Source organism: Actinomadura parmotrematis, from assembly GCF_019458805.1.
In the GTDB taxonomy this organism is placed as follows: Bacteria; Actinomycetota; Actinomycetes; order Streptosporangiales; family Streptosporangiaceae; genus Spirillospora; species Spirillospora parmotrematis.
This window is the reverse complement of sequence record NZ_JAIBOA010000032.1, coordinates 54,281-80,853: the sequence shown is the minus strand read 5'-3', so window position 1 is coordinate 80,853 and position 26,573 is coordinate 54,281. Positions and strand designations below refer to the sequence as shown.

Genomic DNA, 26,573 nt, shown 5'->3' with positions numbered 1-26,573 from the left:
GTGGTTGGCCGTCGGGGGTGGTGTAGGCGCAGACGGCGCGCACCCAGTCGGTGTGGCCTTCGAAGCGGATGATTTCTTGGCGGGGTTGACAGGAGCTCCAGACCGGCCGGTAGGGGGTGCCGACACTGCGGGCGAGGGTTTGGTAGATGTCGCCGAGGTCTTCCATGGCTTCGGTGAGGGCGAGCATGGCCAACCGCTTGGCCGGCGGAGCGGTCCGGGCGTCGGGAGTGAGTTCCAGAAGGCGGATGCAGGCTCGTGCCTGCCGACTGTGGGCGTGGTCTTTGACGGCAAGGACACGTGCGGTCTCGGTGTGCAGGATGAAGTCGGCATCATCGAAGAGACTGTCGAGGATGTCGCCAGCGGCGGCGTGCGCAGGCAGGGACCGCAGCAGGTAATCGGGTGCTTTCTGCCACCCCAGGCGGCGGCCGTAGGCGTGAAAGGCGGTAGTCAGCGCGGTCTGGTCATCGTTAGCGGCAACAATTTCGTGACGGTCGTGAAGAAGGACGTCATTGAGAGCTTGGTGGAAGAGTCGATAAGAGTGTCCTTGAGACGATTCGACCAGAAAATTGGCCGCCGAAGAACGCGCGAAAGCGTGCAGTTCCTGTTCGGACAGTACGATGCCGGTGAAGGCATGGACGGCGATCTGCCATAGGCTGACGGACCATCCGGGAGCATGGGCGTAGGCCAGAGCGGTCAGCACCTGGACGGCCGTGACGCCACCAATATCCGGTACGCGGGCGAGATAGGCACCGAGGGCGTTGTCCACGCGGCCGATAAAGGTGAGTTCGGCCGGATCGATGGGGGTGGTGTCGTAGAGCCCGTGGCTTTTGGCGACCAGACCGGCGACCAAGAAATTACGGTGCGCCAGGGTAGCGATACGCGCCGCTACCGGGGCGGCGATCAAAGAATCGTTGTAGGGGTTGTTGGGGCGTTCGGCGCCTTGGAGTTGCAAGGTGGCTTGGGCGTAGGCGGTGAGGTCTTCGACCTCGAAGTAGGCGGCTTCGTCCAGGTCGATGGTGGTGCGGGCGGGTCCGAAGATCTGCAGGAGGTTGCCGTGGTCGTCGTGGCGGCGGGTGCCGACGACCAGGCGGACGCCGGCGTCGGCGCAGGTCTGCGCCAGCGGCAGCAGCACCTCAGTCACTACCGTGCGTACGTCCTTGGGGGTGACGGCCTCGTCGAGGGCGTCGATGATGATCGTGAAGCGGCGAGGGTGTTCGGTGAGTTCTTCCCGAAGGGCGGGTGCGAGGTCTGCAGGGCGTTCGGGCAGGGGTGCAGAGGCGGCGCGGGCGATCTCGGTGGCGATCTCCAGGGCGGTTTTGCCTTTGGCGTGCACGGCGCACTGCACCGACGCTGTCGTCGCGCGGACACCGGTGTCATGGTCGGGGAGCTGGTCGCGGAGGGCGGGGTCGGCGGTGGTGACGATGCGTCCTAGCACTGCTGATTTGCCCACACCGGGGGAGCCGGTCACCACCAGCACCCGGTGATCAGGAACCTCAGCGTCCAACCAGTCGGCGATCTCGGTCAATGCCCGCCGGCGGCCTTGGAAACGATGGCCGCGTTCGCTGTCGACCGCCACACCCCGTGCTCGCGGGCTCCAGTGCCGCGCGGTCTCGGGGTCCTCGCTCAACCGCCACCCATTCGGCGACGCCTGCGACCGTTTGGTCAGCCCCCAGGAGGTGCGGGCGACCTCGTCGCTGTCGCTGGCGCTCCAAGTGGTGAGCTGGTCAAGCTTGGCCTCGGGGAAGCAGGAGAGCGCACGGTGCAGGGTGACGGCCTTGCCGTCACCGCCGCCCGCCTGCACCACGATCGCCACCACCGCCTGATAACGCGCCGACCACACTCCCGAACCGCTGAAGCCCTTCTTCAGCACGTAGCGGTCACCGGGGCGGCAGTCCAACCGCACGAACCCGCGTCCCAGATCGATGCCGACCTGACCTCGTGCATCGTTGCCGTGTACCTCGCCCAAGGGATAGCCGAACGCCCACCACGGGTGCCCTACCAGCCCAACAGGCGGAGTGTGACGCAGCGGGGCGCGTACGACCTTTGGTGAGTCCTCCAAGGACAACAGCGCCAAGTCGTAACGCGGCGGGGCCCGCACCACGCTCACCACGCGGTAGCGCCGCTCGTCGTCTTGCTCGGCCTTGGGGAATTCCACCCACAGCTCATCGCCTACCGCGACGTGATCGCACGTCAGCAGACGCTTCTCGTCGATCAGCACCGCGCTGCCGAGCCACTCCTGGCTCCTCTCGCTCGCATAGACCATCGCCGCCCACGAACTATCAGCGGGGAACGGCGAAGCGTCATCGCCTGAAGGTGTCGTCATGCGTCGTCCGAGAGAGTGGGAGACATGGAGGCATGGGGGGCTCAGCCTAATCGTGGTCGTTTCGGCCAGGCAGCGTTATCGCAACATCGTCTCCAGTCCGATCAGCCAGCGCTCGGCTGCTCCTCCTACGAACCCTCCGCATCGCCAGATTCCTCAGCCTCGGCCTCTTCGACTTCTTCGGCCGGCGGTAGTGAGGCGTGGGGGCCTTGGCGCCAGAGCATCTTGATCTCGAAGTTAGCTTCGGTGGAGGCTTTGGCGATCATCCAGTTAGCCTTGCCCGACACCTTGACGCCGAACTTCACCTCCACCTCATCTGGAGACACCCGCCGCAACTGCTCCAGCACCTCCTGGGCAGCACGCACCGCCGGATCCACTGCGACCCGAACCCGCTCCACGATCTCGTCAGTGCCAGCTGGCAAGAACCCCTCAGGTGGATCGAACTCAAACGCCACCGCAGTGTCATCATCCAGCTCGTACCGAACCACCTCAGCCATCCCCACATCCCTCCCGGCCCCGCCAATAATGACCCAATGGATAGGACGCATCACACCAGCATAAGGTTCTCCCACCTCGGCCGCCGATAGCGGCCACCACACCAGCCCGCCGACAACCCACCCCCAGCGATCATGCATGGAGGGCCCAGATCGAGGGGGACCACAACCATCCCCCCATCCGTTCGGCGCCCAAATTGGGGGGATCCACCGAATCGGGATCTGCTTGTGATTCGGACGGCTCGGTAGCGCTGGGGCACCTCGGCCCTACCGGGCTGTTCGAGTCGAGCGACGATACCCCCCTGGGTCGATAGAACAAAGTGCGCCGATCGCGTGCATGGCCCGTATGGTGCTCCGAGGCTAACGAGAGGGGTCTGGCGGCCCCGAACTGTCGGGTGCCTCTCGTATGCTGTTGTGTCGCCGGTCCGGAACGATCTTTGGAGGTGGGTGATGGCCGACAAGGGGTTCAAGATCAATAGACGTGCCATCGAAAAGATGCAGAAGGAGATCGGGAAAGAATTCGAGCGTGCAGCGCGCAAGCACCCGATTCGAGTCCCTATTGAGGCAAACATGCCCGATGTGTCCACGGAAGGCGGTAGATCAGCGAAGTCGTCGACCACCATTGAAGATGATCCATATCAGTCACTATTGTTGAGTTGGCTGTATGGGCAGTCTCCCGAACGTCGGATAGTCGACATCTCGACATTCACTGCAGATCGGGATCTCTCACAGGATGATGCGCGTGCAGTTGTTCTGCAACTAAAAGATCGTAACCTCATCAAGGTAAGCGAATCCCTGACCGGGATAAATATCTATGAGATTCGTCTAACCGAGACGGGTGTCATTGAGGCGCGACGCCTGCAGGGTCTGCGCAAGAGTCGAATTGCCCGCTTTTCGTATGCCTGCGATGGGCTGCTGCGCTGGGCGTTCGAAGCAGGTCGGGGTGAAGAAGGCGTCGAAACTATGGCTTTCATGGATACCGCAGGCTCCTACTTCGCGGGAGATTCGCTTACGGTGGACGAGGTCCTTGGGGCTTCTCGATACCTTGAACAGCGCTGCCTCATGCAACGTGTAGGAACCGATGACGGTGCAGAATCGTTGAGCAGGGTGCGAGTAACTGAAGATGGCGTGGACTGCGCCCTATCGGGGAGGACAGTGAACGACTACATCAACCACCAAAAGCAAAGTGGCGACACCTACAACTTCCATGGTTCTTCCGGCATTGTCGCTGGAAGTCAGCGGAGTGTTGTTCAGTATAACTCCATCGGATTCGATCCATCGGAAATGGGACAGTTCGCCGATTTGGTGCTGCAGATGGCTCCGACTCTCGGAATGGCGCCTGATAAGCAAGAAGAGCTTATTCAGGATGCTGAGATCCTCGCCGAAGAGACCTCTGCGTCTCAGCCCGAGCCAGGTAAGATACGCGCAGCTTATGGTCGCATCCAGGAGACGTTGGCTGCAGCTAATGCGACCTCCGTTGGTCTCACCCTCCTGGTCCAAAACGGGAAGCAGGCGTACCAGACTGTCTTTGGCGGCTGACTAGCGTGGTCGGCTGTCGTCACCTGGCCGCGTTCTACTGAAGGGTTGTCGGCTCTAGCTTGCGCTCGAGCCCTGGACCCAAACAAGCGGAAGTAGAAGGGTTCTTCGGCCGCTTTGCTAGCCGACCTCGAACGTTCAGGAGTTCTCGCTGGAGGTGTAAGGGGTCGGTTTGGCGGGCGCACTGGCGGGACTTATAGGCCGGTCAGGCTAGCGCGGTGACCAGGCCCTTCGTTGTCAGATGCGCGGAAATCCACCGCGCCAGGCGGACCAGGGGTTGCTAGACCTGGTACTTCTCGTGTGGGGCGGCTCGTTCCCAGACCATCTCGAATGCTGCGACGACGTGGGCGATGCGGCGGGGGTCGGAGACGAATTCGTACTCGTCCAGCATGGTGCCGTCGCCTGCGTCGAAGTGGAAGCGGACGAGGCGTTGGTCGAACATCCAGAAGTCGGCGCCGGGGAGCATCAGGTCCCAGGTTCGGCGGCGGGGTAGCCAGCGGACTTGTTCGCCGGCTTCGATGTTGACGTCAGTGACCGAGTGTTCCCAGCGGATGTAGTCGGAGACGGGCTCGGACACGATGCGGGCGCGGCGCATCGTCACGCCGCGAGCGATCGCTTCTTGGACTTGGGAGGTCCAGCGGGAGCGGTCGGTGCGGCCCGAGCCTCCGGCCTTCCAGTCCTCGAATCCTGCTGAGGGCTGGTAGTGGTCGCGCATTTCCAGGTGTACGGCTGAGCGTGTGGTGTTGGCCAGGAGTTCGGCGAAGGTGGGGATGCCGTGGCCTTGGCGGCCCGGTTCGTAGGTTGCGGTGGCGGCTTCGGCGAGTTGGTGGGCCATGCGGGCGGGTTGCCAGATGACGGCTTCGTCGGGTGCCAGCGCCACGTGTTCCCCTAGGCTTTTGAGGACTTCGGGGTCGGTGACCAGGCGGCCTTGCTGGTAGAAGTCGCCGGTGTTGGGGTCGCGGAACACCGCCGGGCAGCGCTCGTCTTCAGAGCCGGGGTCGGAACCGATGAAGTCGATCTCGCGCACGGGCAGTCCTCCATGTCGCAGCCTCTGAGCCCGAGGTTGTCCTCCGTGCCCCGGTCGGTCAAGCGTCGGGCGTCGCGGCGAGGGCGGCGGTGATCAGGGCGCGCATCAGGTCGCCGTGGACGGCAAGGGAGAACAGCCGTTCCCAGGCTTCGAGGTACATGCGGTTCTCGTACGACTGGGTGAGGGTGAGAGTGCCCGAGACCAGCTCGACCGTGACCACCGCGGAATCGGGGAGCTCGGACATGGTGAAGGACTCCTCGGGGTTCACCCCGCGCCGGTCGACGTCGCGGGGGATGACGCCGAGCGAGACGGTAGGGCGCCGCATGACCTCCAGCAGGTGGCGCAGTTGCCTGCGGTGGGTGTCGGGCGGGGCGGGCCGGTACCACAGGACGTCTTCTTCCAGCAGGAACAGCCAGCGGGCGTCGGGGCGGTCCAGGCATCGTTGCCGGCGTAGCCGGGCTTGGACGGCTTCGGCGACGTCGTCCAGGTCCAGGTGTTGTTCCAGGCGTGCGGTGGTCAGGTAGTGGGTCATCAGCTCGGGGGTCTGGAGCAGGCCGGGGACGACCTTGGTCTGGTAGACGCGGTGCAGCCGAACGTTCCAGTACTTGTCGCGCAGCTTTTCTTGGCGGCCCTTGAGGCCGATGCGGTTGCTGTCCTGGTGGGTCTGCCACATGCCGGCGGCAGCGCGCTGCTCGTCCAGCAGCTCGGCCGCGACGTGGTCGGGGACCTGGCAGATCCGGCACCACAGCCGGACGTGGTCGGCGGTAATGGTGCGCTGCCCGTGCTCGATCATGCTGACCTGCGCCGAGCTGCTCCATCCGGCCAGCGCGGCGAACTGCACGCCGCTGAGGCGCGCTTGCTGGCGCATCTGGCGGAGCTTTTCCCCCAGGCGTTGGCGTGCGGCTTGGGCGCTGGAGGAAGGCGAAGGTGACGGCGGCATCGGTGCTGATCCTGGCCCATGGGAACCGGACGGTCGCAAGCGTTTCACTGGGTTTCACGCCTTGACCGAGCGGCCATTTCTCACGCGCCGTGCCAGGTGTGAAAGGCAGTGAAATCTCTCGCTCTCCACGGTAACGGCGGGTCAGTGTCGAGGCCGTGAGCTTCGCCGGGCCATGACAGGTGGCGGCCGGTGGGGGAGCGGAGGTGGTCTTGGGTGTGCGGGATCGCGGGACTGGTCGGTCCGGACGCGGGGATGCTGCGGCGTTGCGTGGAGCAGATGGGGGACCTGCAGCAGTACCGGGGGCCGGATGGGACCGGGGTGACGGCGGCGGCTGACGGCCGGGCCGTGCTGGCGATGAACACGCTGCGGATCGTCAATCCCGCCGCACCGCCCGGCCCCTACCAGGACGAGGCGAGCGGGCTGCTGCTGGCGTTCAACGGCGAGATCTACAACTGGCGGCGGCTGGCCCTGAACCGGCGCATCCCGATGAGCGATGCCGACACCGACGCGCATCTGCTGCTGGGGGCTTGGGCCAGGTACGGGCCCTCCTGCCTGCCCGAGCTGGACGGGATGTTCGCCGCCGCCCTCTACGACCCGGGCAAGGGTCGGGCCGGCACCTTGTACCTGCTTCGCGACCGGCTCGGCGAGAAGCCCTTGTACTGGCGGCTGGACGGGGGACGGCTGGCCTTCGCCAGCGAGGTCACCACCCTGGCCCGCTACGGTGCCGCGCCGGTGGTCCTGCGCCCGGAGATGCAGAGCATCGAGACCCCGACCGGAACCGACACCCCTTTCCAGGGCATCCAGCTACTGGCCCCCGGAACGCTGCTGGAGTTCGATGTGGCGACCGGTTCCCTCGCCCACCACTCCTGGTGGGAACTGGCCGCGGTCACCCCCTTGGACGGCCACCTCACCTACGACCAAGCGGTGAACCACACCGCCGACCTGCTGACCGAGCACGCCCCGTTGCGCGTCCCGTGCGGCGATTGGGCGCTGCTGCTGTCGGGTGGCCTGGACTCGGCGACGCTGGCCCACCTGATGCGGCCTCCGGTGTGCATCACCGTCCGCTATCCCGGCCAGGACCGCCTGGACGAGTCCGCCCTGGCCCGCCAGACCGCCGACCGGATCGGAGCCGAACTGCTCGTCGTCGAACCCACCCCCGAGGACCTGCAGCAGACCTTGCCGCAGATCGCTGCAGCGCTGGACTACCCGATGGGCAACGCCGCAGTCTTCTCCGAGTACATGGCCTACCAGACCGCCGCCGCGCGAGGGTTGCGCGTCGTTGCCGGCGGGCTGGGCCCCGACGAGCTGCTGATGGGATACGTACGCCACGCCCTGGCCCTGCACGGTCCCGAGGCGGTCTTGCAAGCCGGGTTGGTGTCCTACCGGCCGCTGGCTGAACGTCTCGTGGACACCTGGTCCCCGTTGGAATCCCTGGAGACCATCACGCGCCTGATCACGCGAGGCCCCGACCCCGATCAGCGAGTCAGAGCGCTGGTGGCGGCAGCGCTGGTCCGAGCACACGGTGACGTTGCCCGCGCGTTGACGCTGGTGGAGCTGGCGACCGCGTGGCGGCCGCTGGTGGAGACCAGCGACAAGCTGGCCTCGGCATTGGCGTTGGAGCGCCGCTCCCCGTACCTGGCGACCGCACTGGTGGAGTTCGCCTACGCCCTCCCAACCGACTTCAAGACCCGCGGCCCCGCGTACGGCAAGCGCGTCCTGCGCGACGCCGCTCTCCGGCTGGGCGTGCCGCCGTCAGTGTGCGCCAACCCCGACAAGCTCGGCTTCGCCTCCCCGGTCCCGCAATGGCTGAACGGACCGCTGGCAACCTGGACCGATCAGCACCTCACCAAAGCGCGCTCCCAAGCGCCGGCCGCTCTGCACCCGCTGTTGAACGCCGGGCTCGTCCGCCGCAGCCGGTTCGACCGCACCCGGATGCAGGCCCTCATCACCGCCGCCTGGGTGCTGAACAGCCCGGCGGTCGCCCCCATCGCGGAGGGGACGGCAGGGGCGACCGCCGCATGAGCTCGTCCTCGACATGCCGCCGAACCACCCCATTGAATGGCCGGTAGCTACCTACGCTGAGGTGATGACCCAGGACCCGCACCACCCACAGGCCCAGCAGACACCGCGCGACCAGACGCCTCACGGGGCAGTCGCCATCATCACCAACGACTGCGGCGAACTACTGCTCCACCTGCGCGACGACATCCACGGCATCAGCTGGCCCGGCTACTGGAGCGTCCTAGGTGGCGGCACCGATCCCGGCGAAGACGCCGCCCAGACCATCCGCCGCGAACTGTGGGAAGAAGCTGGACTAGCCGCCGACAACCTCCGCGAGCTCTTCGAGGTCCACGACCGTGACGGCTCCGGCCAGCTCATCACGTTCTTCGCCGGAACCTGGAACGGAGACGAGACCACCCTGCCCCTCGCCGAAGGCGTCAAGCTCGCCTTCACCGCACCCGAAGCCCTGGAAGGACTGAAGATCCCGCCCTACATCCGAGCGGGCATCGAACGCTATCTGCACCGCGAAGATGTTGATGAGTGAACGCCCCTACGTCCTGCTGTCGGGCGCGGCATCGATCGATGGTTGCATCGATGACGCGGTCGAGGAACACCTCCTGCTAGCCAACGACGATGACCTGGTCAAGAAAGTCCGACCAGTCTGACCTGCACTACCCCAAGGGACACCGTCACGCGCGCCTGGCGGTCTCCAGCAAAGTTAGGAGTCCCGCTCGGTCAAGCAACAGCTTCGGTCCGCCGGGATCTTTCGAGTCGCGCACCGCAACTTGACGCGGGAGGGCTGCCAGCTCGATGCAGGCCGCGTCGCCGGCTCCGCTGCTTCTACTGCTCTTCCGCCACTTCACGTCCATGGGTGCCCTCCAATATCCGCCTGATCAAGGTACGGGACTCGTCTTCCGACAAGGCCCTGGCCCCGATGCGGTCGTAACGCATCCCCAAGGATCGCACCTCTACGGGGTCGTGGATCAGTCTGCCTCCGAGCTGCGCCCATACGTAGGCGACGTCGATACCGGCGGCGGTGGTGATGAGCTCGAATTCGCCGTCGACGCCGATGTGCGTGTGAGCTTTGTCGGGGACGATCCTCAGGCTGAGGTGTTCGGACAGATCGAGAAGGTGCGCGAGCTGGGCTTGCTTCATCTCTCCGTCGTCCATCTCGTGAAGAACGCGCTCGTCGATGAGAACCCAGAGCGCCATCTTGGGGAGTTGCTCCAAGAGCATCGCCTGACGGGCCATGCGGATCTTCACCGCCGTGTCCACGTTGGGAACCTGCCGACCAGCGATGATCAAAAATCGGGCGTAGTCCTCGGTCTGGAGAGGCACGGGGATGACGCGGCCATAGTAGATCTTGATGTTCAGGGCGCCTGATTCAAAGTCGCGGAGCTGCTTGTCCCATCCCTCGTCACGGCCCAAGAGCACGGCGAAGCCCCGCAGCCGCTCGTAGAGGCCACCGGTGTTCCAGTGGTGATCCACCCGCCTGGCTTGATCTTGAGTGAGCCGGTTTCGTCCCGCTTCCAAATTTGAAACCCCCGACTTGTTCACGCCGAGGATGCTTCCCATCTCTGACTGCGAGAGGTGCCGCCGTTGGCGCTCGAACCGCAGGTGATAGGCCATGAGGTTCCAGATCGACTCGTCGGGGTTGAGGGATTCGGCGCTCGTCATCGCTGCTCCAGGGGGTTTCAATTTTTGAAGTGAACCTGGCGAGTGGGCTCTTAGTGGAGGAGTCTATGGCTCAAGTCACACAACGGGGTCACGTTCTGACGGATCGTAAGGATCAAGACCTCGCGGGGACGAGCACTACATTCGTTCGCTCTGGAGGAGATCGTGCCCGAGCCGTACAGGGCCGTGCTCAAGGCCCATCCCGAATCCATCGGACAAGCCCGCAGCTGCATCGCGGCGGCCTTCGCGCAGTGGGAGCTGGACGACTACATCGCACGTCTGGTCGTTTCTGAACTGGCGACCAATGCGATCACGCACGCCTGCGGGGACTCGATCGTGGTACGAGTGGAGCGCAACGGGGACGGCTCGGTAACCGTAGAGGCGTGGGACAACGAGCCCGGTAGCGCCCCGCTCTTGCGAAGCCCGAACCTGGAGGCTAGTAGCGGACGGGGCCTGCGGCTGATCGAGAACCTGGTTCGGGAATGGGGATGGCGGCCGTTGCCGAACAAGGCCGGCAAGGTCGTTTACGCCGTGCTAGAGGCCAGCGAATGAACGCTCAGGACATGACGAAGGCGCGGCTGGCCGCCCTGCGCGAGCAGGGGCGCGGCACGTGGACGGCCCGTCTGCCGCCGGAGCGGTAGGCGGGCGGGGTCTGGAGTTCGGTTTCGGTGATTGGAGGACTCCAGGCCCCTCCAAGCCAGGAGCCGGGCGGGTGGGCGGTCTCGTCGGCACGAACCGTCGTTGTCCCAAAGGACGCCCGTCCGGCTCCTGCCCACGTTCGGCCCCGGCACCGTGTCCGGGGTGATCTGGACGCGGCACGGCGCACGTTCCCGGATGCGCTCGTGCCGTCGGCCCCGGCGGCCTGCACTCTCCCCCTGGCCGCCGGGGCCACCCAACAGCCTCCAATGCACCCCAAGTCGCTCCCGTAGCGACCATTCGCGTAATCGGAAGTTCTCGCAACCAATCATCTTCTAGCAGGCTCTGTAGTTTTCATTTAGTGAGAACGGGGCGGTTTCCTGTAGATCGTGTAAGGGGCTGCGTTGTATCCAGGGGGTGCCGTCCTTGTAAAGGGTGGTGTCGGTCTCGGTGCGGGGAGGCGCCGAGATCTTTTCGTTGTCCCATGACCCCCGGGAGCTGATGTGGCGTCGATGTGGCCGTTGTGGTCTAGAGGTTCGCTGTCGTGGACCAGCAGGGTGCTGGCGCCGGGCGTGCTGGTCGTCGGTGTGGTCCTGGTGCCCGTCGGTTCCGCCGACGCCACAGCGATGGGCAGGCGTGACTGCGCGAAGCTCAAGGGCGCCGCCGCGCAGATGTACGACCAGAAGACGTTCTGCCGGAACCTCAAGACACAGGCACAGCCGGGAAAGGTCGACATCGGCAAAGCGCTCCAGGGATCGTTGCGTACCCCGCGCAAGAAGGCCGTCAAGGGCAGGCGCCGAATGGGCGGGCCGCAGCGGTCGACGACGCCTCAGCCGCGCCGCAGCGTCCCGGCCCATTCGTCCGCCGCGAAGAGTAGAACCTCGAATAAGAGGCCAGGGAGTATGGCCGGACCCGACGTCCAGGAGCCCGCGCCCGCGCGGCCGGTTCGCGGTGTGGCCGAGCGACGGGAGACCTCCGCCCCGATCAGCGGTTCCTCCGGGCACCGGCCCGACGATTCGGTGACCGAAGTCCTGCCCCGTGCCGGCAAGGGAGAAGGGCGGGCTCCTGTCACAGCGCCGGCGCCCTGGGAGACCTCGGCGAACACGTCGACGGTCTCGGCGGAGCACTCGGCGGCACGTCCCACCGGGCGCTTCGCCGAACGTTCAACCGGGAGTGGGGCGGAGATGGCGGCGCAGGTGGGCGCGGCTGCGGCGGTGATGCTGGCGGCGGCCACGGGCGGTTGGCTGCTGACCGTGCGGGGCGGCGGCGTTGCGCGCCTGCGATACCGCCGCCGCCCGCACCGTGTCGCAGCGGCACCCCCACCGAAGCCGGTACCGACCGCGTCCCAGAAGGTCCCGGTAGCGCCGTCTGGTCCGTCCGGTCTGGCCGTCCCGATCGAGCTGGGGTCCGATGCGGCCAGGCCGGTCCTGGTCGATCTGGCGGCGACCGGCGGTCTGCAGCTCATCGGCCCCGATGCCCGCGACGCCGAGCGCGCGCTGATGGTGCAAGCGCTGGTGAAGGCTGCCGCCGGAGAGTGCCGGATCTTGACCACCCGCAGCGACCTGACGGAGATCCTCGGCGAACAGGGCGCTCAGCGGGCCGCCGCGATGGCGGGCGTGCAGGTCGCCGACACCTGTGAGGAGGCGTTGACCGAGCTGGGCGCGGCCATCGTCGGACGTACCAGCGACGATGGATCCGACACCCCCACCGCCGCAGCGCACGACGACGAGACCGAGGAACCGGTGCCGCTGGTGTGCGTGCTGACCGTCGCCGAGCACGACATCCGGCTCCGAGCCGACCTGTGCCAGGGTGCGGCGCTCAAGGTCGGGGCGGTGGTGCGCGGCGACTGGCCGCACGGCGCGACGGTGAACATCGAGCAGGCGACGGTCACCAAGGCCACCGGACCCGGCGTCGACCGCGTTACCGGAGCCAGTGTCCCTCTCCTGGACACCGCGGCGGCGTACGAGCGGCTCCCCGTCTCCGCGAGCAGCGGCGCTGCCTCGACGGCGGCCGGCGCCGCCGAGACCGCAGCACAGGGCGAGGCCCTCGGTCTTGGTCGTGTACGAACCGTCGAGAAGCCGGGCATGGTCCGCCTCATGGGGCAGTACGTGATCGAGGGGCCCAGCGGGCAGGTCTGTGCCCGCACCACCGATCTGCGCGCCCTGCTGGGATTGCTGGCCGAGCACAATTCCACGCTGCTCACCCCGACGACGGCGGCCGCGAAGATGTGGGAGGGCGACCCGCCGAGCCGGGATCGGTTGCGCACCTTGCTCAAGGACGCCCGCGGCAAGCTCTGCGACGCCCTCGGCCAGCCCGCCGGCCAGGGCCGCGTTCTCATCGAGAACGTGCGCGCCACCGGCTACCGCCTCAACGACAAGCAGCTCACCTGCGACGTGTGGGAGTTCCACGACCTGCTGAAGGCCGCGGCGACCGCCGACCAGGACACCAAGCAGCAACTCCTCAACCGAGCGGTCGAGCTGTACCAAGGCCCCTACCTGCTGGACCTCCAGCACGGTTGGGCGCAGACGGCCTCGCGGCTGACGGCCGGCCACGTGGTACAGGCGTTGGCGCAGTTGGCTTCGCTCCAGGACGGCCCCGAACCGGCCGCCGCGCACCTGGAGCGGGCGGTCGGAATCGATCCTGGCCAGCAGCACATCCACCGGCGCCTCATGCAGGCGTACGCCGCCATGGGCCGTCTGGACGCGGTCCGCACCACCTACCAGCGGCTCGCTGAGCACCTGCGCGCCCAAGCGGGAAAGCCCGAGCTCCAGACCACCCGCCTCTACGAAAAGCTCACAACGGTCGGTGTGTGATCCTCACCGACTTCCCCGGGATCATTTCTCTGCAAGAGAGGGCGTCGAATTCCCGCACTTGACACATGCGGGAAAGGTGTTCCCTGATGTCGTTCCGGCCGCCCGTTCGGTGCAGGTGATGGTCCTGCGGCGGGCGGCCGGAACGAGGAAGGGAACACCGGCATGGGCACGAACAAATGGACGAGTGGATCGGCCGCCGAATGGCTGGCCGCACCCGTCACGATGCGCTGGAAGCGCGTCTTCCCCGGGCGCTTCGACCAGGTGGGCGCCGCGCGGCACTTCGCGACGACCTTGTTCGACGGAACCGGCTGCGTCGAGGAGGTCGGGATCGTGGTGGGCGAGCTGGCCAGCAACGCCGTCCGCCACACCTACTCCGGCGCGGGCGAGACCGGCGGCAAGCCCGGCTGGTTCGGGCTGGAGGTCGTCCGCGCCAACCCGGCGCGGGTGGCCGTCACCGACATGGGCAGCGGGGAGGCGCTGTGGCGGGTGCCGACCGTGCGGCGCCAGCTCCTGCCCGGCGAGCGCGACGACGCCGACAGCGGCCGGGGCCTGATGCTGGTCTCCCGCACCGCCCTCACGCTGGGCGTGTACGGAAGCCCGCTGGTCGGCCACACCGTCTGGGCCGACCTGGAACTCGGCTCCGACATCGACGCCTGGCCCCCGCCGGGACACCTTCGGGCGGTCTAGTGAGGGCCCAGCCTGACTGAAGCAGGCTGGCCCCTCACCGGCCAGGATAGACGCCGAGCGCGTCAAGGTCCCGTCTCCGTCGACCCGGCGGAGACGGGACCTTCGCACTTCACGGACTTTTGCGCGCATTGCATCTGCATTGGTCTGCAAGCGGGGCGAGGGGTATCGGAACTTCGCCCCCTCCACGGCCCCTCTATGACCCCTCCGTGCCCCCTCCGCTTAAGCACATACCCCGGCAGGGGTATGGGACGTGCAGGTCAGGGTGCAGATGGAAGCCCATTAAGCGCTCCGACTCGTCTACCCAGACGACCGGTAGATAGGGGCGGACGCGCTGAAGCGATGACCGCCCCCGAAAGTGCGATCTCTCATCCGGCGTTCTCAGGACGTCACCGCCCCGGCAGGTGCGGTGACGTCGTGAGGTCTTGTCGACCTCGAGCGGCGCGCCGGCGCCGTCCGAGGCGCCATGCTCTCGCCCCGCCCTGCAGGGCCGGACTCGCCGTCCCCGCTGTCCGGCCTCGCGGTCGCGCGCGCCGACGAGTCCCGGCCTCGCCGCGCCCCGGACATCCGGCGTCCCGCCGCAGAGGGGCACCGCCTCAAATACCGCGCGGCCGGTCGCCATTCCGTTGGCGCACATGCCGCGAAGTCAAGCCCACTGCGCGCACGGACGGTAAAACAATTTCGCGGCGCATTTGTTAGGCAAGCCTCTCCAGCCGTTCCGGTAATGCAATTCGTCGCCAAATGTGCTGGAGACCCGGCCGGTATCGAGCGACGCTAGGGGCACAACGAAATACGGAACACCGGATCACCGGCGGCGAAATGGCGCCGCCGGGCCACCGAAAAGGAGACCTGAAATGGCCGCGAACACCAACACCACCCCCGCCACCGAAACCGCCGCCCCGGCCGCCCCGATCGTTCCCGCCGCCCCGGCGGGGCTGGGCGACACCGGGACGGCCGTGTGGGGCGCCGTGGCGGCCGCCGGTGAGGAGGGCGCCACGGTGCCCGACGTCGCCGCCGCCGCCTCCCTCGCGCGGGCCGTGGTGCGCGACGAGCTGAAGTCCCTGGCGACGTTGGGGCACCTGACCCGCACCCCCGGCGACAAGGGCGCCAACACCGACCGGTGGACGGTCACCCCGGCCACCGACGCGCCCGGCACGGACACCGGCACGGACGGGGCGGCCGGTGGGGAAGCCCCCACCGACGGCGACGCCCCGGCGGCCCCGGCGGCGGGGTTGACGCCGGACGCGATCGCGGCCGCGATGAAGATCATGGCCGAGGAGGGCGGCCGCCGGATGGCGGCCGAGGCCGACCTGCGGCGGGCGGCGGCCGAGGAAGAGGCGCGGCGGGCGGCGGCGGTCGCCGAGCTGGCGCGGGCGCGCACGGCCGAGGACACCCGCCGCGCGCTGGCGGACTTGCTGACGGCGGTCACCACCACCTACGGCGCCGTGGCGGCGGGAGACGACAACGCGATCCAGGAGGGCCTCGCGGCGGTGTTCGCCGCCACCGACGGTGTCCGCCGCGCCACCAAGGCCCCGGCGACCCGCACGACCCGCACCGGCGGCGGCGCCGGGGGCGCGGGCGGGACGGGGCAGAAGGCGGCGCCGCGCCCGCTGCGCCCGCTGGTGGCCGCGCACCTGGCGGCCCACCCCGAGTCCGACTTCACCCCCGGCGAGATCGCGCGGGTGTTGGACCGGTCGTCCGGCGCGGTCGCCAACGCCCTGGTGACCATGGCGGCCGCCGGTGAGGCCGTCCAGACCTCCGACCGGCCCGCCCGCTACCGCCACGCCACCCCGGCCGAAGCCGCCGCCCCCGGCGCCCCCGCCACGGACGCCCCCGGCACGGCCAACGGCACGGACGCCCCCGCCACCGGCACGGACACGACCGGCACGGACACGACCGGCGCGGGCGCCCCCACCGACGGGGCGGCGGACGCGGCCCCGGCCGCCACCGGCACCGGTGCCGTCCCGGCCGCCTAACAACCCCTGCGGGGGCGGGGCCGCACACGGTTCCGCCCCCGCCCGGCCGGGGCCGTCCGCACGGCCCCGGCCGTTCCACCCGACACCCGAAAGGATCAGATGAACGTGGACATGATCAAGATGGCCGAGTTCGCCGACAAGGTCCGGGACCACCAGCAGGACGCGCACGAGGCGCGGGCGGAGGCCGAGCTGCGCCTGGAGAACCACATGCGTGAGGGCGACACGACGCCCGAGCTGATGGACGCGATCGCCAGCATGGCGCACCTGCGTGCAGCCGCCGCATGGTGGGACCAGGTCGTGGACATGATCGACCGACAGCTTCCGCACCCGGCCGACGCGGTGGCGGTGTTGCGGAAGGCGCGGCGGGACGCCCACCGGGCCTCGGCCCGGTTGACGAGCGCCCAGCCCGGCCGTCATTCGGCGTTCATGACGGGGTTCATGGAGGCGGCGCTCGAGGGGGCGGGCACGTTCAAGATCGACGCCGGGCGCCTGTTGGACACCTGGGACGCCCCCCGTGCCATCGGTGGTGCCCACGGGAGCGGGGGCGCCGGTGGCGGAGCGGAAACGGGCACGGGTACGCCGGGGTAGGCGGTCCGGGCGTCCGGCGGGCGCGTAGACGGTGGTGGCGCTCATCCCTGACGGGATGGGCGCCACCACCGCCTTGTGCGTGCGGGTGCCGGGGCGGCGGGATGCGGCGGGGCCGGTGGACGCGGGCCGGGATCGGGACGGGTGGCGCCCTGTGGGGCGCGCGGCGCCCCGGACCCGTGGGGCCGCCCCCGGGGATGTGCCTGTCGTTGTGTGAGGTCCGTACGGCGCGTTTCACGGCCCGTGATGGGTGCGGCGCGGGTGGGTTAGCGGGTGGTGCGCGGGCGGGCGTAGCCAACGAGGTCAGAGCGGCCTTTGAGAGGGCTGATGCGGACGGCGGCGCCGGTGTAGGGGGCCTCGACCATGCGACGGCCGTCGATGACGAGGGCGACGTGGCCGGGGGCGTTCATGGTGCCGTAGGAGCCTTTGAAGAACACCAGGTCTCCGGGAGATGCCTGGGCGGCCGGCACGTGCGGCAGAGTCCGCCACTGCTCTTGGGAGGTGCGCGGGAGGTTCACCCCGGCCTGGTGCCAGGCGTAGCGGGTGAGGCCCGAGCAGTCGAATCCGACCGTGCCCGCGCCGCGCCCGAATCCTCGGGTCGGGCCGGTCAGTCCGCCTCCGCCCCAGGAGTAGGGGGTGCCGATCCATCGGAGCGCCGCCCGCACCACCGTTCCGGCTCGCCCTGAGACCGGTCCGGCGAGCCCGGCCGGGTCCGCGCACGCGGAGGTGCTGTTGGTGCCGCGCGCGTAGGTGGTGGCGCGTGCCAGGACGGTGTTCACGTAGGCCGTGCTGTGGTTGTAGGCGAACAGGGCGGCGCGCATCTTGGCGGGGGCGCCGTTGTGGCGCAGGTAGTTGGCGGCGCCGGGGATCGCGTCGGCGGGGTCGAAGACGTTCTTGGTGCCGTTGTGGTCGCCGTCGACGCCGAACGCGGCCCAGGTTCCGGCGAGGAACTGCATCGGGCCCGAGGCGCCCGCGTAGTTACTGCCGGAGGTGATGCCGGGGCTGCGACCTCGGCCGTGGTCGGACTCCACCGACCCGACGGCGGCCAGGACGTTCCAGGGGATGCCGTAGCGGACTCCGGCTCGCACGTAGAGCGCGAGGTAGGCGGGCGGGATACCGGCGGCGCCCGCGCCCGGCGTTCCCTGACACGTCCCGCCACCCGCACCCCCGGCACCGGCGCCGGTGCCGGTGAGGGCGGCGAGGATGCCGACGAACAGCGCCACCAGGAGCACTACCCCGGTGCCCGCCGCCGCTACGAGCGGCATCAGCGGTCGCCCCGGGGCCGGTCGGGGGCGTCCCATGCGTCGGTGAGCGCGGCCAGACGGCGGCGGGGACCGGTCACCCCGGCCGGTAGCCACACCGGCCCCGCCGGACCGTCCCCGACGGCACCGAGGACGGGGGCGGGTTCGGCGGTCTGTACGGCGGTGGCGACCGGGATCTTCGGGGTGGCGAGCAGGCGCCGCAGGTTGGCCTCGCGCGTGGCGTTCGGCAACCACAGCAGGAGTGGGGTGTTGATGCCGGTGGCGGCGGCGAGTTTGGCGTATCCGGTGAGTTTGGCGGTGACGCGGTCCAGGGGTTCGGTGCCGGTGTCGTGTTCGAGGAAGAACTCCACGCTGGCCGGCGGTCCGGAGGAGGTGTCGGGGGCGGGTTCTTCCCAGCGGCCGAAGGCGTCGGGTCGGGCGTGCAGTCCCCACAGGCGGGCGCAGTGCCGTTCGGACCACCACTCGGCTACCCGGCATCCCCGACCGGAGCGGCGGGCGGTCGCGTGCAGGTCGGCGAAGAAGCCGTTGACGCCGAGCTGGTGGTGGGCGGTGCGCGACAGCAGGTATCCGGCGGCCTGCTCGGGCCGGTATCGCAGCTCTTTCAGCGTGACTCCTTGCCGGATGGCGAGGATCTGGGCGCCCGCCGGGCCTAGCGCCCATCGGTAGGGGACGGTGCCGGTGCCGTTGGCGGACCAGGGCTGGTGCCGGATGAGCGCCTGCATCCGGTAGAGCCGGATCAGTCGCTGGCGCGTGGCGCTGACGCTGGGGAAGAAGATCTTGGCTATCTGGTCGGTGGTGAAAACGCGGTGTTCCCACACCAGCGCGAGTACCTCCAGGTCGCGTTCGGTCAGCCGCTCCAACAGGGCGGCCGAGACCTTACGGCCGGTGCGGCGCGCGGGACCGTCGGCGATGCTCAACGCGGCTCCTGGTCGTCGGTCTCGGCGCCCTGTGGGCCCGCGTTGTCCGGTCCGGTGGTGCGGGGCTTGATGTCGTGGCGGCGCTTGTCGATCGGGACACCGTCTGCGGTCGCCTGCGCGGAGTCCGGCTCGTCGGGGACGGGGGCGAAGGCGGCGCGGGAGGCGGCGCGGACGGCCTCGGCGCGGCCGGGGACGGGTTCGGGCAGGGGGCGGGTGCGGAAGGTGAAGGGCGGGTTGGCGGTGTTGCCGTGGGTGGTGCGGGCGGCGGCCTGGTAGCCGCCGAGGTGGGACAGGTCGTGGGCGCCCAGGAGGGGGGCGGTGTGGCGGGCGAGTTCGGCGGCGTCCTCGGGCGAGGCGGTGAAGTAGATCTTGTTGCGGGCGTCGGCCGAGACCGCTTCGCGCAGGTCGCGGGGGAGCTGGGACAGGTGCTGGTGGGCGACGACCAGGGACAGGCGGTAGGCGCGGGCTTCGGCGAGAATGTCGGAGATCGAGCCGGGCAGGTTGAGGAAGTTGTGGGCCTCGTCGACGTAGGCGGTGACGTCGCGGCGGTCGGCCTCGACTTGGTGGGCGCGCGGGGTGATGGCCTGCCAGACGTTGGCCAGCAGCAGGGAGCCGAACAGGCGGGCGGCGTCCTCGCCGAGCATCCCTTTGGCGGCGCGGACCAGGACCAGGCCGCCGGTGTTGAGGGTGCGGCCCAGATCCACCGTCGAGGACGAGCCCGAGAGGGCCTGCTGGATGAAGGGCCGTCCCAGGACGGCGCGCAGGCGGTTCATGACGGGGCTGATGAGCGCGGACTGCCCGGCGGTCGAGAGGTCTTCGTAGGTCGTCCAGAACCCGCGCAGCAGCGGGTCGGGCAACGAGGCGGTGATCTGGGCGCGGAAGCGGTCGTCGGTGAGCAGTTGGGGCACCTCGGCCAAGGTGGCCTCTGGGCCGCGGACCTTGACCAGGGTGAGGCAAGCCGAGCGCATGATGTCGTCCATGCGCGGTCCCCAGGCGGCGGAGAAGCAGCGGCGGAAGGTGGTGACGATCGCCTCGGCCGAGAACGCCAGATCGGCACCGGCCAGGACGTTGATGCACGGCGGCGGCCCGTCCTCGGCCGGGTCGAACACCACCGTGCGGCCGATGGAGCGTTCGGGCAGGCGTTCCAGGATGTCGGTGATGAGGTCGCCTTTGGGGTCGATGACCAGCGCCCCGCGCCCGGCGCGGGCGTCGGCGAGGATCTGGTTGGCCAGGAACGTGGACTTGCCGGTACCGGTCTGGCCGAGCACGTGCAGATGCTGGCGGGCGCCGGCCACGGCCAGGCCGACCGGGCGAGGCGGCCCGGCCTCGGCGTCGCCGAGGACCCGCACGTCGCACCCTCCCGCCGGGACGGTGGGCGCGGGCGCGACGGGGCGGGCTCCGGCGCGGGTGATGCCGGGGGCGTCCAGGTCGTAGGGCAGGTGCGCCAGGGCGGCGATCTCGTCGCGGCACAGCAGGAACCCGCGCCCCATGCGGCGGGCGTTCATGCGCGCGGCTGGGGCGTGCAGGCGGCGGCGGGCCAGGAACTGCTCCCCGGCGGCGAACAGCGCGAAGGGCGCGGCGAGCTGGTGGGCGGTGGAGCGCAGCCAGCCGCGCGCCGCCTGCCGGGCGGCCGCCTCCTCGTCCTGGGGGGTCTGCAGGCGGGTGGCGTGGCGGGGGGCATGGTGGGTGGCGTGGCGGGTGGTGGCCACGCCGTAGCGCAGCTCGGCGGCGTAGCGGGGCTGGGCGGCTTTGCGCAGGATGGCGCGGACCTGGTCGGCGCGCTCGGGGAACAGGGCGGCGACCTCGAAGGGGCGGGGCTTGGCGTGGCCGGCGCCGGGGGTGAGCAGGTCGAAGGCGGCGGCCTGGGGTGCGGTGGAGCGGGCGCCGCGCAGGGCGGAGGCGGCGCGGTGGGCTCGGCGTAGCCGGCGCCCGACGCAAGGGCGCAGTATCAGCTGCACCGCGGCCGTCTCGCCTTCGCCGAGGCCGGTGACGGCCTCCAGCACCGACCGCAACGGGTCGGAGGGGTGCTTGGTCTCGATCGGGTGATGGTCGGGGCGGGCCAGCACCAGGCGGCCCCCCGCCGCCGAGGCTCCGGGCGGGAGGAGGGGCGCGGCGGGGCGGGTGGTGACGCCCGCGCCGGGCCAGGCACCGCGCACGGTCTTCTCCACCAGGCCGGGCGGGACGGTGCCGGGAACCCAGATCTGGAACCGGGCTCCGGCCTGGTCGGCGGCGATCTCGAACGCCAGATGCGGCTGCCCGAACAGCAGGCGCTTCCACCAGGGGGCGGCCAAGCCGAACAGGTGCCCCCACAGCTTGGCGGCGCTGGCGGCCTCGACCTGGGGCGGCGCGGCGATCTCCACCAGCCGCGCACCTTCGGCGTGGCGGCCGTTGCGCCACCGGCACAGCGCCGAGCGTCCCGCCGTCGAGGCGGCCACCACGGCCAGGACCAGGACGAGCGCGGTAACGGCGTGGCGTCCCGCGTGTGCGGCGAAACGTGCGGGGTCGAAGGCGAACAACCCGTCGAAGACCTTGTCGACCAGCCGCACCAGGAAGCGCGACAGGCCCTCGGTCGGCGGCGCCGGAATCGGCTCCAGGGTCGGCGACGGCGGCGGGGCGGAGGGGGCGTGATGGCCGTGGTGCGGGTGCGGTGAGGGGACCAGGAGCCCGGCGCCGCACAGCAGGGCGAGGCCGGGGACGGCGGCGAGGTTCACAGCGTGTCGCCTCCTTCGTCGCCGTCCTCGGCGCGGCCGGCGCGGCCGTCTTCGTCGAAGGCGGCGGGCGTGCCGGCGATGGTGTGGAGGTGGGCGAGTTCGGCGGGGTCGGTGGTGGCGAGCCGGTGCTCGGCGGGGCTGGCGATGGCGGTGAAGGCGGCCCGGTCGGCGGCGCCTCCGGCGCCGGTGGTGCCGCACAGCAGGCCCTCGCCGCGGTCGGCGGCGAGCAGGAAGGCTTGCTCGCCGTCGGTGAGGTCGAACGCCTCGGCGACTTCGGCGATGACCTGGGGGGCTTGGCGGAGGAGTACCTGGGTGGCGGCGTTGGCGATGACGGCGCGGCCCAGATCGCAGGACAGCAGGTCGGCGGCGTCCTGGGTGACCACGGCCAGCCCCGCCCAGTGCTTGCGGGCGGACTTGGCCAGCCGGTACAGGAACCTCGCGCCCGCGTCCTGGTGCATGAGGGTCCACGCCTCGTCGACCACGACCAGGCGGCGGCGCCGGTCGGCGGGGTCGGCGACCTGGCGCCAGATGGCGTCGAGGGCGAGGAGCATCCCGACCGGGCGGGTCTCCTCGGGCAGGTCCCGCAGCGAGAACACCTGCAGGTGGCCGGTGGGCGCGGTGGTGGTGGGGCCGGTGAACAGTCCGGCGTAGGAGCCGCTCACCCAGGGCGCCAGCCGTGCCGACAGCTCGGCGGCCCCGTTCCCGCTCGCGCCCTCGCCGGCGGCGGCGAGGTCGAGCTGGGCGGCGAGGTCGGCCATCAGCGGGGCGGGGCGTTTCCAGGTGCGCGGGTCGGAGGTGATCCCGGCGGCGGCGTAGGTCGCGATCACGGCCCGGTCCAGGACCGCTCGCGTGGCCGGGGCGAGGGGTTCGCCGAACATGGTCGCCACCAGCGTCTGCAGGAACAGCGCCCGGCGCGTCAGGGTGTCGGCCTCGCCGCCGGGCGGCAGGTCGAAGGGGTTGACGTGGACGCCGGGGGCGCCCAGGGCGATGCAGGTTCCGCCGACCGATCCGGCGAGGCGCCGGTACTCGTCCTCGGGGTCCACGATCGCGACGTGCACGCCCTGGTAGAGCAGGCGCAGCACCTCCAGCTTGGTGAAATAGGACTTGCCCGCGCCCGAGCGAGCCAACGTCACCGAGTTGTGGTTGTCCTGGGCGAACCGGTCCCACAGCACCGGCCCCGAGGAGTGGGCGTTGAGGCCGAACAGGGTCGGTGTCGGCCCCAGGAGCGGTTCCAGGTCGGGTGAGGTGAAGGGGAACGCGGCGGCGAGGGCGGCGGTGTCGAACGCGCGCCGCACACTTAGGGAGTCCTCGCCGAGCGGGAGGGTGGTGGTCCAGCCCTGGAGGGCGCGGAAGGTGGTGGGGTGGGAGTCCAGCAGCAGCGAGGCGGCCAGGGCCCGCACCCGGTCGGCCTCCTCGCGCAGTTGCTCGGCGGTGGGGGCGTGAACGGTGAGGTAGAGGCCGACGCGGAACAGGCGGCCGTGGCCTCGGGCCAGGGACGCGGCCAGGTCGGCGGCGTCGTCGGCGGCGGCCTCGGCGCCGAAGTCGGCCAGCCTTCCGCGTTCGGCGTCGGCGCGGCTGGTGGACTCCAGCCGGGCGAGCTGGCGGCGTAGGCGCTGCGCGGCGACCAGCGGCGGGACGGGCTCGACGTGCAGGGCGACGTCCAGGCGGCCGGGGTAGGTCAGCAGCGGCTCCAGCCAGCCCGCCCCGACCTCGCGCGGATAGCCGGCGACCGCGAAGGAGGCGCACGTTCCGCCGGGGAGGGTGAGCGAGCGGGCTTCGACGCGCAGCGCCGACGGCCCCGCCACGTGCCCCGCCGCCTCTCCGGCCGTGCCGGTGCCATCGTCGAGCAGCTCCGACAGCAGGTCCGCGGGCGCGTCTTCGGCGGCGTGGGAGGCGGCGAACTCGTGCCAGGACGAGGGCGAGGACGAGGACGGTGCGGCGCCGCGGCGGCGGGCGAGTGGGTTCACATCTCCTCCATGCGGGTGATGACCTCGCCGGGCGCGGCGGTGGCGGCGAGCGGGGCTTCGCCGGGGGCGAGGGATTCGGCCAGGACCGCCGCGCAGGCGTCGGCGTCCAGGACGCGGGCGGTGACGCCGATCGCGTGCAGGGCGCGGACGGCTTCGGCGGCGCGGCGGTGGACGAGCGCGGCCCCGGCCCGGCGCGCGGCGCGGGACGCGCGCGCTCGCGTCCACGGCACTGCACCAGAGGCGAACCGAGACGGCATCCAGGACGGCGCCGCCCGGGTGCGGGTGCCGGTGTCGCGGATGACGATGAGGACGCGCCGCGTCAACAGGTCGTAGGAGTCCGAGACTTGGTGAAGGTAGGCGGCGTGGTCGTGGGCGGCCTGCTCAAGGGCGGGATCGGGGAGGTCGGGCGCGCAGGCGGTGACGTGCTCGGCCAGGCCCGTCAGGTCCGCGGCGCGGGCCTGCACCACGATCTGCACCGGTGTTTCCAGGCTGTTGAGCCAGCGGCCGAACGCGGCGACGAGCGCGGCCTGCTCGGCGCTGCTGCGCAACCCGAACGAGAGGGTTCCGGCCTGCACCATGGCGGCCGTACCGCCGTCGTCCAGGTCCATGACGCCGTCCTGGCGTACGGCGCGCACCGGCAGGCGCAGCGGGGCGGGCAGCTCGCCGCGCATCTGGCACCAGGCCGGCGGCGGCAAGACCTGCTCGCCCGCGGGAACCCGCGTCTTGGGCAGGCGCGCATGGACCAGGGCGGCGAGCGCGAACCGGTCCAAGGGCATCCCGTCGCGGCGGCTGAAGGCCAGCACGGCACCGGCGGTCACGATCGGCAGCAGCAAGGCGGCCAGCACCGGCAGCGGCACCACAGGCCCGATCGTGGAGTAGAGCGCCATCACGGCGAGGCCGGTGACGGCCAGGACGACGAGCTGGCGGGCGGTGAGCCCGTACACGATCTTGTCGGGCCGGTCCACGTCGGCGGGAATGCGCACCGACAGCGGCTCATCCAGGTTGCGGCGGCTCATGGCTTCCTCCTGGGCCGGTTCGTCCTGCTCGGTCCGGGCGCCTTGACGGGCTTGGCGGGCTTGGCCGGCGGGGCGGAGGGTTCGGCGGTCGGCTTGGGAACAGGCGGGGGCTTAGGCGGCTGGACGCGCAGGGTGAGTTGGCGGTGCGGTACGGGCCGTTTGGGCATGGCGGGGAACTGGAGCTGGCGGGACCGCACGCGGGCGCGGGCCTTCGGTTCCGGTGGCAGGGGCGGGCGGGGAACGCGCGGGGCGTCGACGGGCAGCGTGAGCTGGGCCGGTCGCCGCACCGGCGGCGTCTCGGACAGTCCGAGCGGCAGGGCGAGTTGCCCGCCCGGTCCGGGACGTGGTTCGGGTGGGGGAGGCGGGGCGGGCAGGGTCGGGCGAGTGGGCGGCGGCATCAGGGCGGGCGGTCCGCTGGTGCGGGCGGGCAGGGGGAGGGCGCCGGGCCGTGGGCCGGGTGGCATGGGGAACGTGCGCGGGTTCTCGGGCGGTACGTCGGGGCCGGGCGGCAGCGCGGGCGGCGCGTGGGGAGACGTCAGCGCGGGGGAGCGGCTGGGCGTCAGCGCGAGGCGGTTCGGCCTGGGGCGCGGGGAGGCCGGGGGGAGGTGCTGCTCGTCGTTCAGGGCTTGCGCGGTCTTGGCGGTGCGGCCGGCGCGGGCGAGATTGCCGAGCTTGTTCATGGCCATACCGACACCGCGGTAGAGGATGAAGGTCTTGGCCATCTGGCCGAGCAGGCCGGGCTGCGCCGCGCCCCAGATGCTGCGCGCCACCCATCCCGGAATTTTGATCATCACCAGGAGCAGGGCGATGACGAGGAGGATGTCGATCGCGTCGGCCTTGGCTGTCGGTACTCCGAGGAACGGGTCGTTGTTCTTGGAGGAGGCGAACAGCACCTGCAGCGCGGTGATCAGGACCAGGGCTTGGCAGACCTGGATGGCGAGCATTCCGGCCATCGCCCGCCACCACAGCCGCGCGATGCCGCCCGTGGCCGGGAGGGCGTGGCAGATCAGAGCGAGGGGTGCGGCGGCGATGAGGACCATCGTGATCGCCAGCCGTGACACGTAGATGAACGCCACGATCAAGGCCAGGATCACCGCGACCAGCGCGACCAGGACCAGGAAGGTTCCGCCGGTGGCGAGGCTGGCCTCGATCCCGCCGGTCAGCGTCTTCCCGGCCTCCTTGGGGTCGATCTTCGCTCCGCCGGCGTGCAGGAACGCGGCCGCAAGGCCGTTGGCGAACCCGATGGCGTACTTGATCGCGATCAGGCTGAGGTTGGCGGCCAGGAACGCCGTCACCAGCCGGGGCAGCACCTGCTTGGGCTCGTGCTCGCCCGGCAGCGCCTGCCCGGTGACGAGCAGCACGCCCGCCGCCGTCACCAGCAGTACGAAGACGGTGTTGGCGATGGTCTGGGAGGTGCTCCAGATCTCGCGCGGGCGCTGCATCTGGGGCGAGTTCAGTTCGGGCGTGCCCAGGATGGTGACGGTCAGGAAGGCGAAGACGGGCTTGCGCGCCGACTCCACCAGCCGCTTGAACCAGCCGGTCACCGCTTCTCCGGCTTTGCAGCCCAGGTCGATGGCGTCGCAGTGGTCGGGGTCCAGGTCCATGACGGTGTTGGAGGGAGGCAGCAGCGAGGAGGGATCGCGGACCCACTTGTGGGGGCCGAGCTGGCACCAGGTGTCGGGGAACGGCGACATCGGGTTGTAGACGAACTTCTGCTTGCCGTTGCACTGCCCCGGCGCCGGGATGCTCCCGGCCGGAGGATGCGTTGGCGCGGGGTTCACCGGTGCGCCGGGGGCGCCGCCCGGCGCCTCGATCCAGGGCGCCTGCGTCGGCCCCGGCACCCAGGCGCCCGGAGAGGCGGCCGAGGAGGGTTCGGGGGCCGGCGGCGCGAAGGGCGCGGCGGGCGAGGCCGACGCCTCGGCCCCGCCGCACAGCAGCAAGGCCAAGGCGAGCACGGCCATCACCAGCGCCGCCACCGGGACCGCGCCAGGTACACCGCTCGGGCGATGCGGGC

20 protein-coding genes are annotated in these 26,573 nt (G+C 70.3%); 8 read left to right on the top strand and 12 right to left on the bottom strand.

The genetic code is table 11. The features are described from left to right. Both K1Y72_RS33490 and K1Y72_RS33485 read right to left on the bottom strand, forming a co-directional pair. Positions 1-2,263: serine protease (locus K1Y72_RS33490; RefSeq protein ID WP_220170540.1), on the bottom strand; the 2,263-nt coding region annotated here is incomplete at its 3' end. A 185-nt stretch (positions 2,264-2,448) separates the two neighbouring features. Then, positions 2,449-2,817 carry a CU044_2847 family protein gene (locus K1Y72_RS33485; protein ID WP_220170539.1) on the bottom strand — a complete coding sequence of 123 codons (369 nt, stop codon included), beginning with the start codon at positions 2,815-2,817 and terminating at the stop codon, positions 2,449-2,451. A gap of 447 nt (positions 2,818-3,264) precedes the next feature. Here K1Y72_RS33485 and K1Y72_RS33480 point away from each other — a divergent pair, with 447 nt between their 5' ends. Next, positions 3,265-4,353, top strand: coding sequence for a hypothetical protein (locus K1Y72_RS33480; protein ID WP_220170538.1), 1,089 nt, complete (start codon positions 3,265-3,267; stop codon positions 4,351-4,353). Positions 4,354-4,630: 277 nt separating this feature from the next. Here the strand turns inward: K1Y72_RS33480 and K1Y72_RS33475 are convergent, their stop codons facing one another. Both K1Y72_RS33475 and K1Y72_RS33470 read right to left on the bottom strand, forming a co-directional pair. Then, positions 4,631-5,377 (bottom strand): DUF6879 family protein, encoded by a 747-nt coding sequence (locus K1Y72_RS33475; protein WP_258574427.1) that lies wholly within the window; start codon positions 5,375-5,377, stop codon positions 4,631-4,633. Positions 5,378-5,435: 58 nt separating this feature from the next. Beyond that, positions 5,436-6,317, bottom strand: coding sequence for a helix-turn-helix domain-containing protein (locus K1Y72_RS33470; RefSeq protein WP_258574424.1), 882 nt, complete (start codon positions 6,315-6,317; stop codon positions 5,436-5,438). 189 nt (positions 6,318-6,506) lie between these two features. On the opposite strand from K1Y72_RS33470, the gene K1Y72_RS33465 reads away from it, so the two are divergent. Both K1Y72_RS33465 and K1Y72_RS33460 read left to right on the top strand, forming a co-directional pair. After that, the gene (locus K1Y72_RS33465; RefSeq protein ID WP_504739494.1) at positions 6,507-8,339 is read left to right on the top strand and encodes an asparagine synthetase B family protein; all 1,833 of its coding nucleotides are present in this window, start codon (positions 6,507-6,509) and stop codon (positions 8,337-8,339) included. A gap of 64 nt (positions 8,340-8,403) precedes the next feature. Beyond that, the gene (locus tag K1Y72_RS33460; protein WP_220170535.1) at positions 8,404-8,862 is read left to right on the top strand and encodes an NUDIX domain-containing protein; all 459 of its coding nucleotides are present in this window, start codon (positions 8,404-8,406) and stop codon (positions 8,860-8,862) included. A 145-nt stretch (positions 8,863-9,007) separates the two neighbouring features. Here K1Y72_RS33460 and K1Y72_RS33455 read toward each other — a convergent pair whose 3' ends face one another. After that, positions 9,008-9,187 carry a DUF397 domain-containing protein gene (locus tag K1Y72_RS33455; RefSeq protein ID WP_220170534.1) on the bottom strand — a complete coding sequence of 60 codons (180 nt, stop codon included), beginning with the start codon at positions 9,185-9,187 and terminating at the stop codon, positions 9,008-9,010. Beyond that, positions 9,159-9,995: a helix-turn-helix domain-containing protein gene (locus K1Y72_RS33450; protein ID WP_220170533.1), complete on the bottom strand. Its 837-nt coding sequence runs from the start codon at positions 9,993-9,995 to the stop codon at positions 9,159-9,161. Before K1Y72_RS33450 ends, K1Y72_RS33455 begins: the two co-directional genes overlap by 29 nt. A gap of 162 nt (positions 9,996-10,157) precedes the next feature. Between K1Y72_RS33450 and K1Y72_RS33445 the strand changes: the two genes are divergently transcribed. From K1Y72_RS33445 to K1Y72_RS33425, 5 genes are all read left to right on the top strand, one after another. Continuing rightward, positions 10,158-10,544 (top strand): ATP-binding protein, encoded by a 387-nt coding sequence (locus tag K1Y72_RS33445; protein WP_220170532.1) that lies wholly within the window; start codon positions 10,158-10,160, stop codon positions 10,542-10,544. A 596-nt stretch (positions 10,545-11,140) separates the two neighbouring features. Then, entirely contained in the window at positions 11,141-13,441 is a 2,301-nt protein-coding gene (locus tag K1Y72_RS33440) for an AfsR/SARP family transcriptional regulator (RefSeq protein WP_258574438.1), read from the top strand. A gap of 162 nt (positions 13,442-13,603) precedes the next feature. Continuing rightward, on the top strand, positions 13,604-14,128 hold the full coding sequence (locus K1Y72_RS33435; protein WP_258574423.1) for an ATP-binding protein: 525 nt from the start codon (positions 13,604-13,606) through the stop codon (positions 14,126-14,128). 851 nt (positions 14,129-14,979) lie between these two features. Next, on the top strand, positions 14,980-16,101 hold the full coding sequence (locus K1Y72_RS33430) for a hypothetical protein (RefSeq protein WP_220170530.1): 1,122 nt from the start codon (positions 14,980-14,982) through the stop codon (positions 16,099-16,101). A gap of 105 nt (positions 16,102-16,206) precedes the next feature. Then, entirely contained in the window at positions 16,207-16,689 is a 483-nt protein-coding gene (locus tag K1Y72_RS33425) for a hypothetical protein (RefSeq protein WP_220170529.1), read from the top strand. Positions 16,690-16,952: 263 nt separating this feature from the next. On the opposite strand, the gene K1Y72_RS33420 is transcribed toward K1Y72_RS33425, so the two are convergent. Genes K1Y72_RS33420 through K1Y72_RS33395 form a run of 6 tightly spaced genes read right to left on the bottom strand, consistent with a single transcriptional unit; the run spans position 16,953 to position 26,535 of the window. Further along, positions 16,953-17,951 carry a C40 family peptidase gene (locus K1Y72_RS33420; RefSeq protein ID WP_220170528.1) on the bottom strand — a complete coding sequence of 333 codons (999 nt, stop codon included), beginning with the start codon at positions 17,949-17,951 and terminating at the stop codon, positions 16,953-16,955. Beyond that, positions 17,951-18,865 (bottom strand): replication-relaxation family protein, encoded by a 915-nt coding sequence (locus K1Y72_RS33415; protein WP_220170527.1) that lies wholly within the window; start codon positions 18,863-18,865, stop codon positions 17,951-17,953. The genes K1Y72_RS33420 and K1Y72_RS33415 overlap by 1 nt, the downstream gene beginning before the upstream one ends. Next, positions 18,862-21,576, bottom strand: a complete 2,715-nt coding sequence (locus K1Y72_RS33410) for a DUF8128 domain-containing protein (RefSeq protein ID WP_220170526.1) — start codon at positions 21,574-21,576, stop codon at positions 18,862-18,864. Before K1Y72_RS33410 ends, K1Y72_RS33415 begins: the two co-directional genes overlap by 4 nt. Beyond that, positions 21,573-23,543, bottom strand: a complete 1,971-nt coding sequence (locus K1Y72_RS33405) for a VirB4 family type IV secretion system protein (protein ID WP_308287345.1) — start codon at positions 23,541-23,543, stop codon at positions 21,573-21,575. Before K1Y72_RS33405 ends, K1Y72_RS33410 begins: the two co-directional genes overlap by 4 nt. Next, positions 23,540-24,559, bottom strand: a complete 1,020-nt coding sequence (locus tag K1Y72_RS33400) for a PrgI family protein (RefSeq protein WP_220170525.1) — start codon at positions 24,557-24,559, stop codon at positions 23,540-23,542. The genes K1Y72_RS33405 and K1Y72_RS33400 overlap by 4 nt, the downstream gene beginning before the upstream one ends. Continuing rightward, positions 24,556-26,535, bottom strand: coding sequence for a TrbL/VirB6 family protein (locus K1Y72_RS33395; RefSeq protein ID WP_220170524.1), 1,980 nt, complete (start codon positions 26,533-26,535; stop codon positions 24,556-24,558). Before K1Y72_RS33395 ends, K1Y72_RS33400 begins: the two co-directional genes overlap by 4 nt. Between the last annotated feature and the right edge of the window lie 38 nt (positions 26,536-26,573).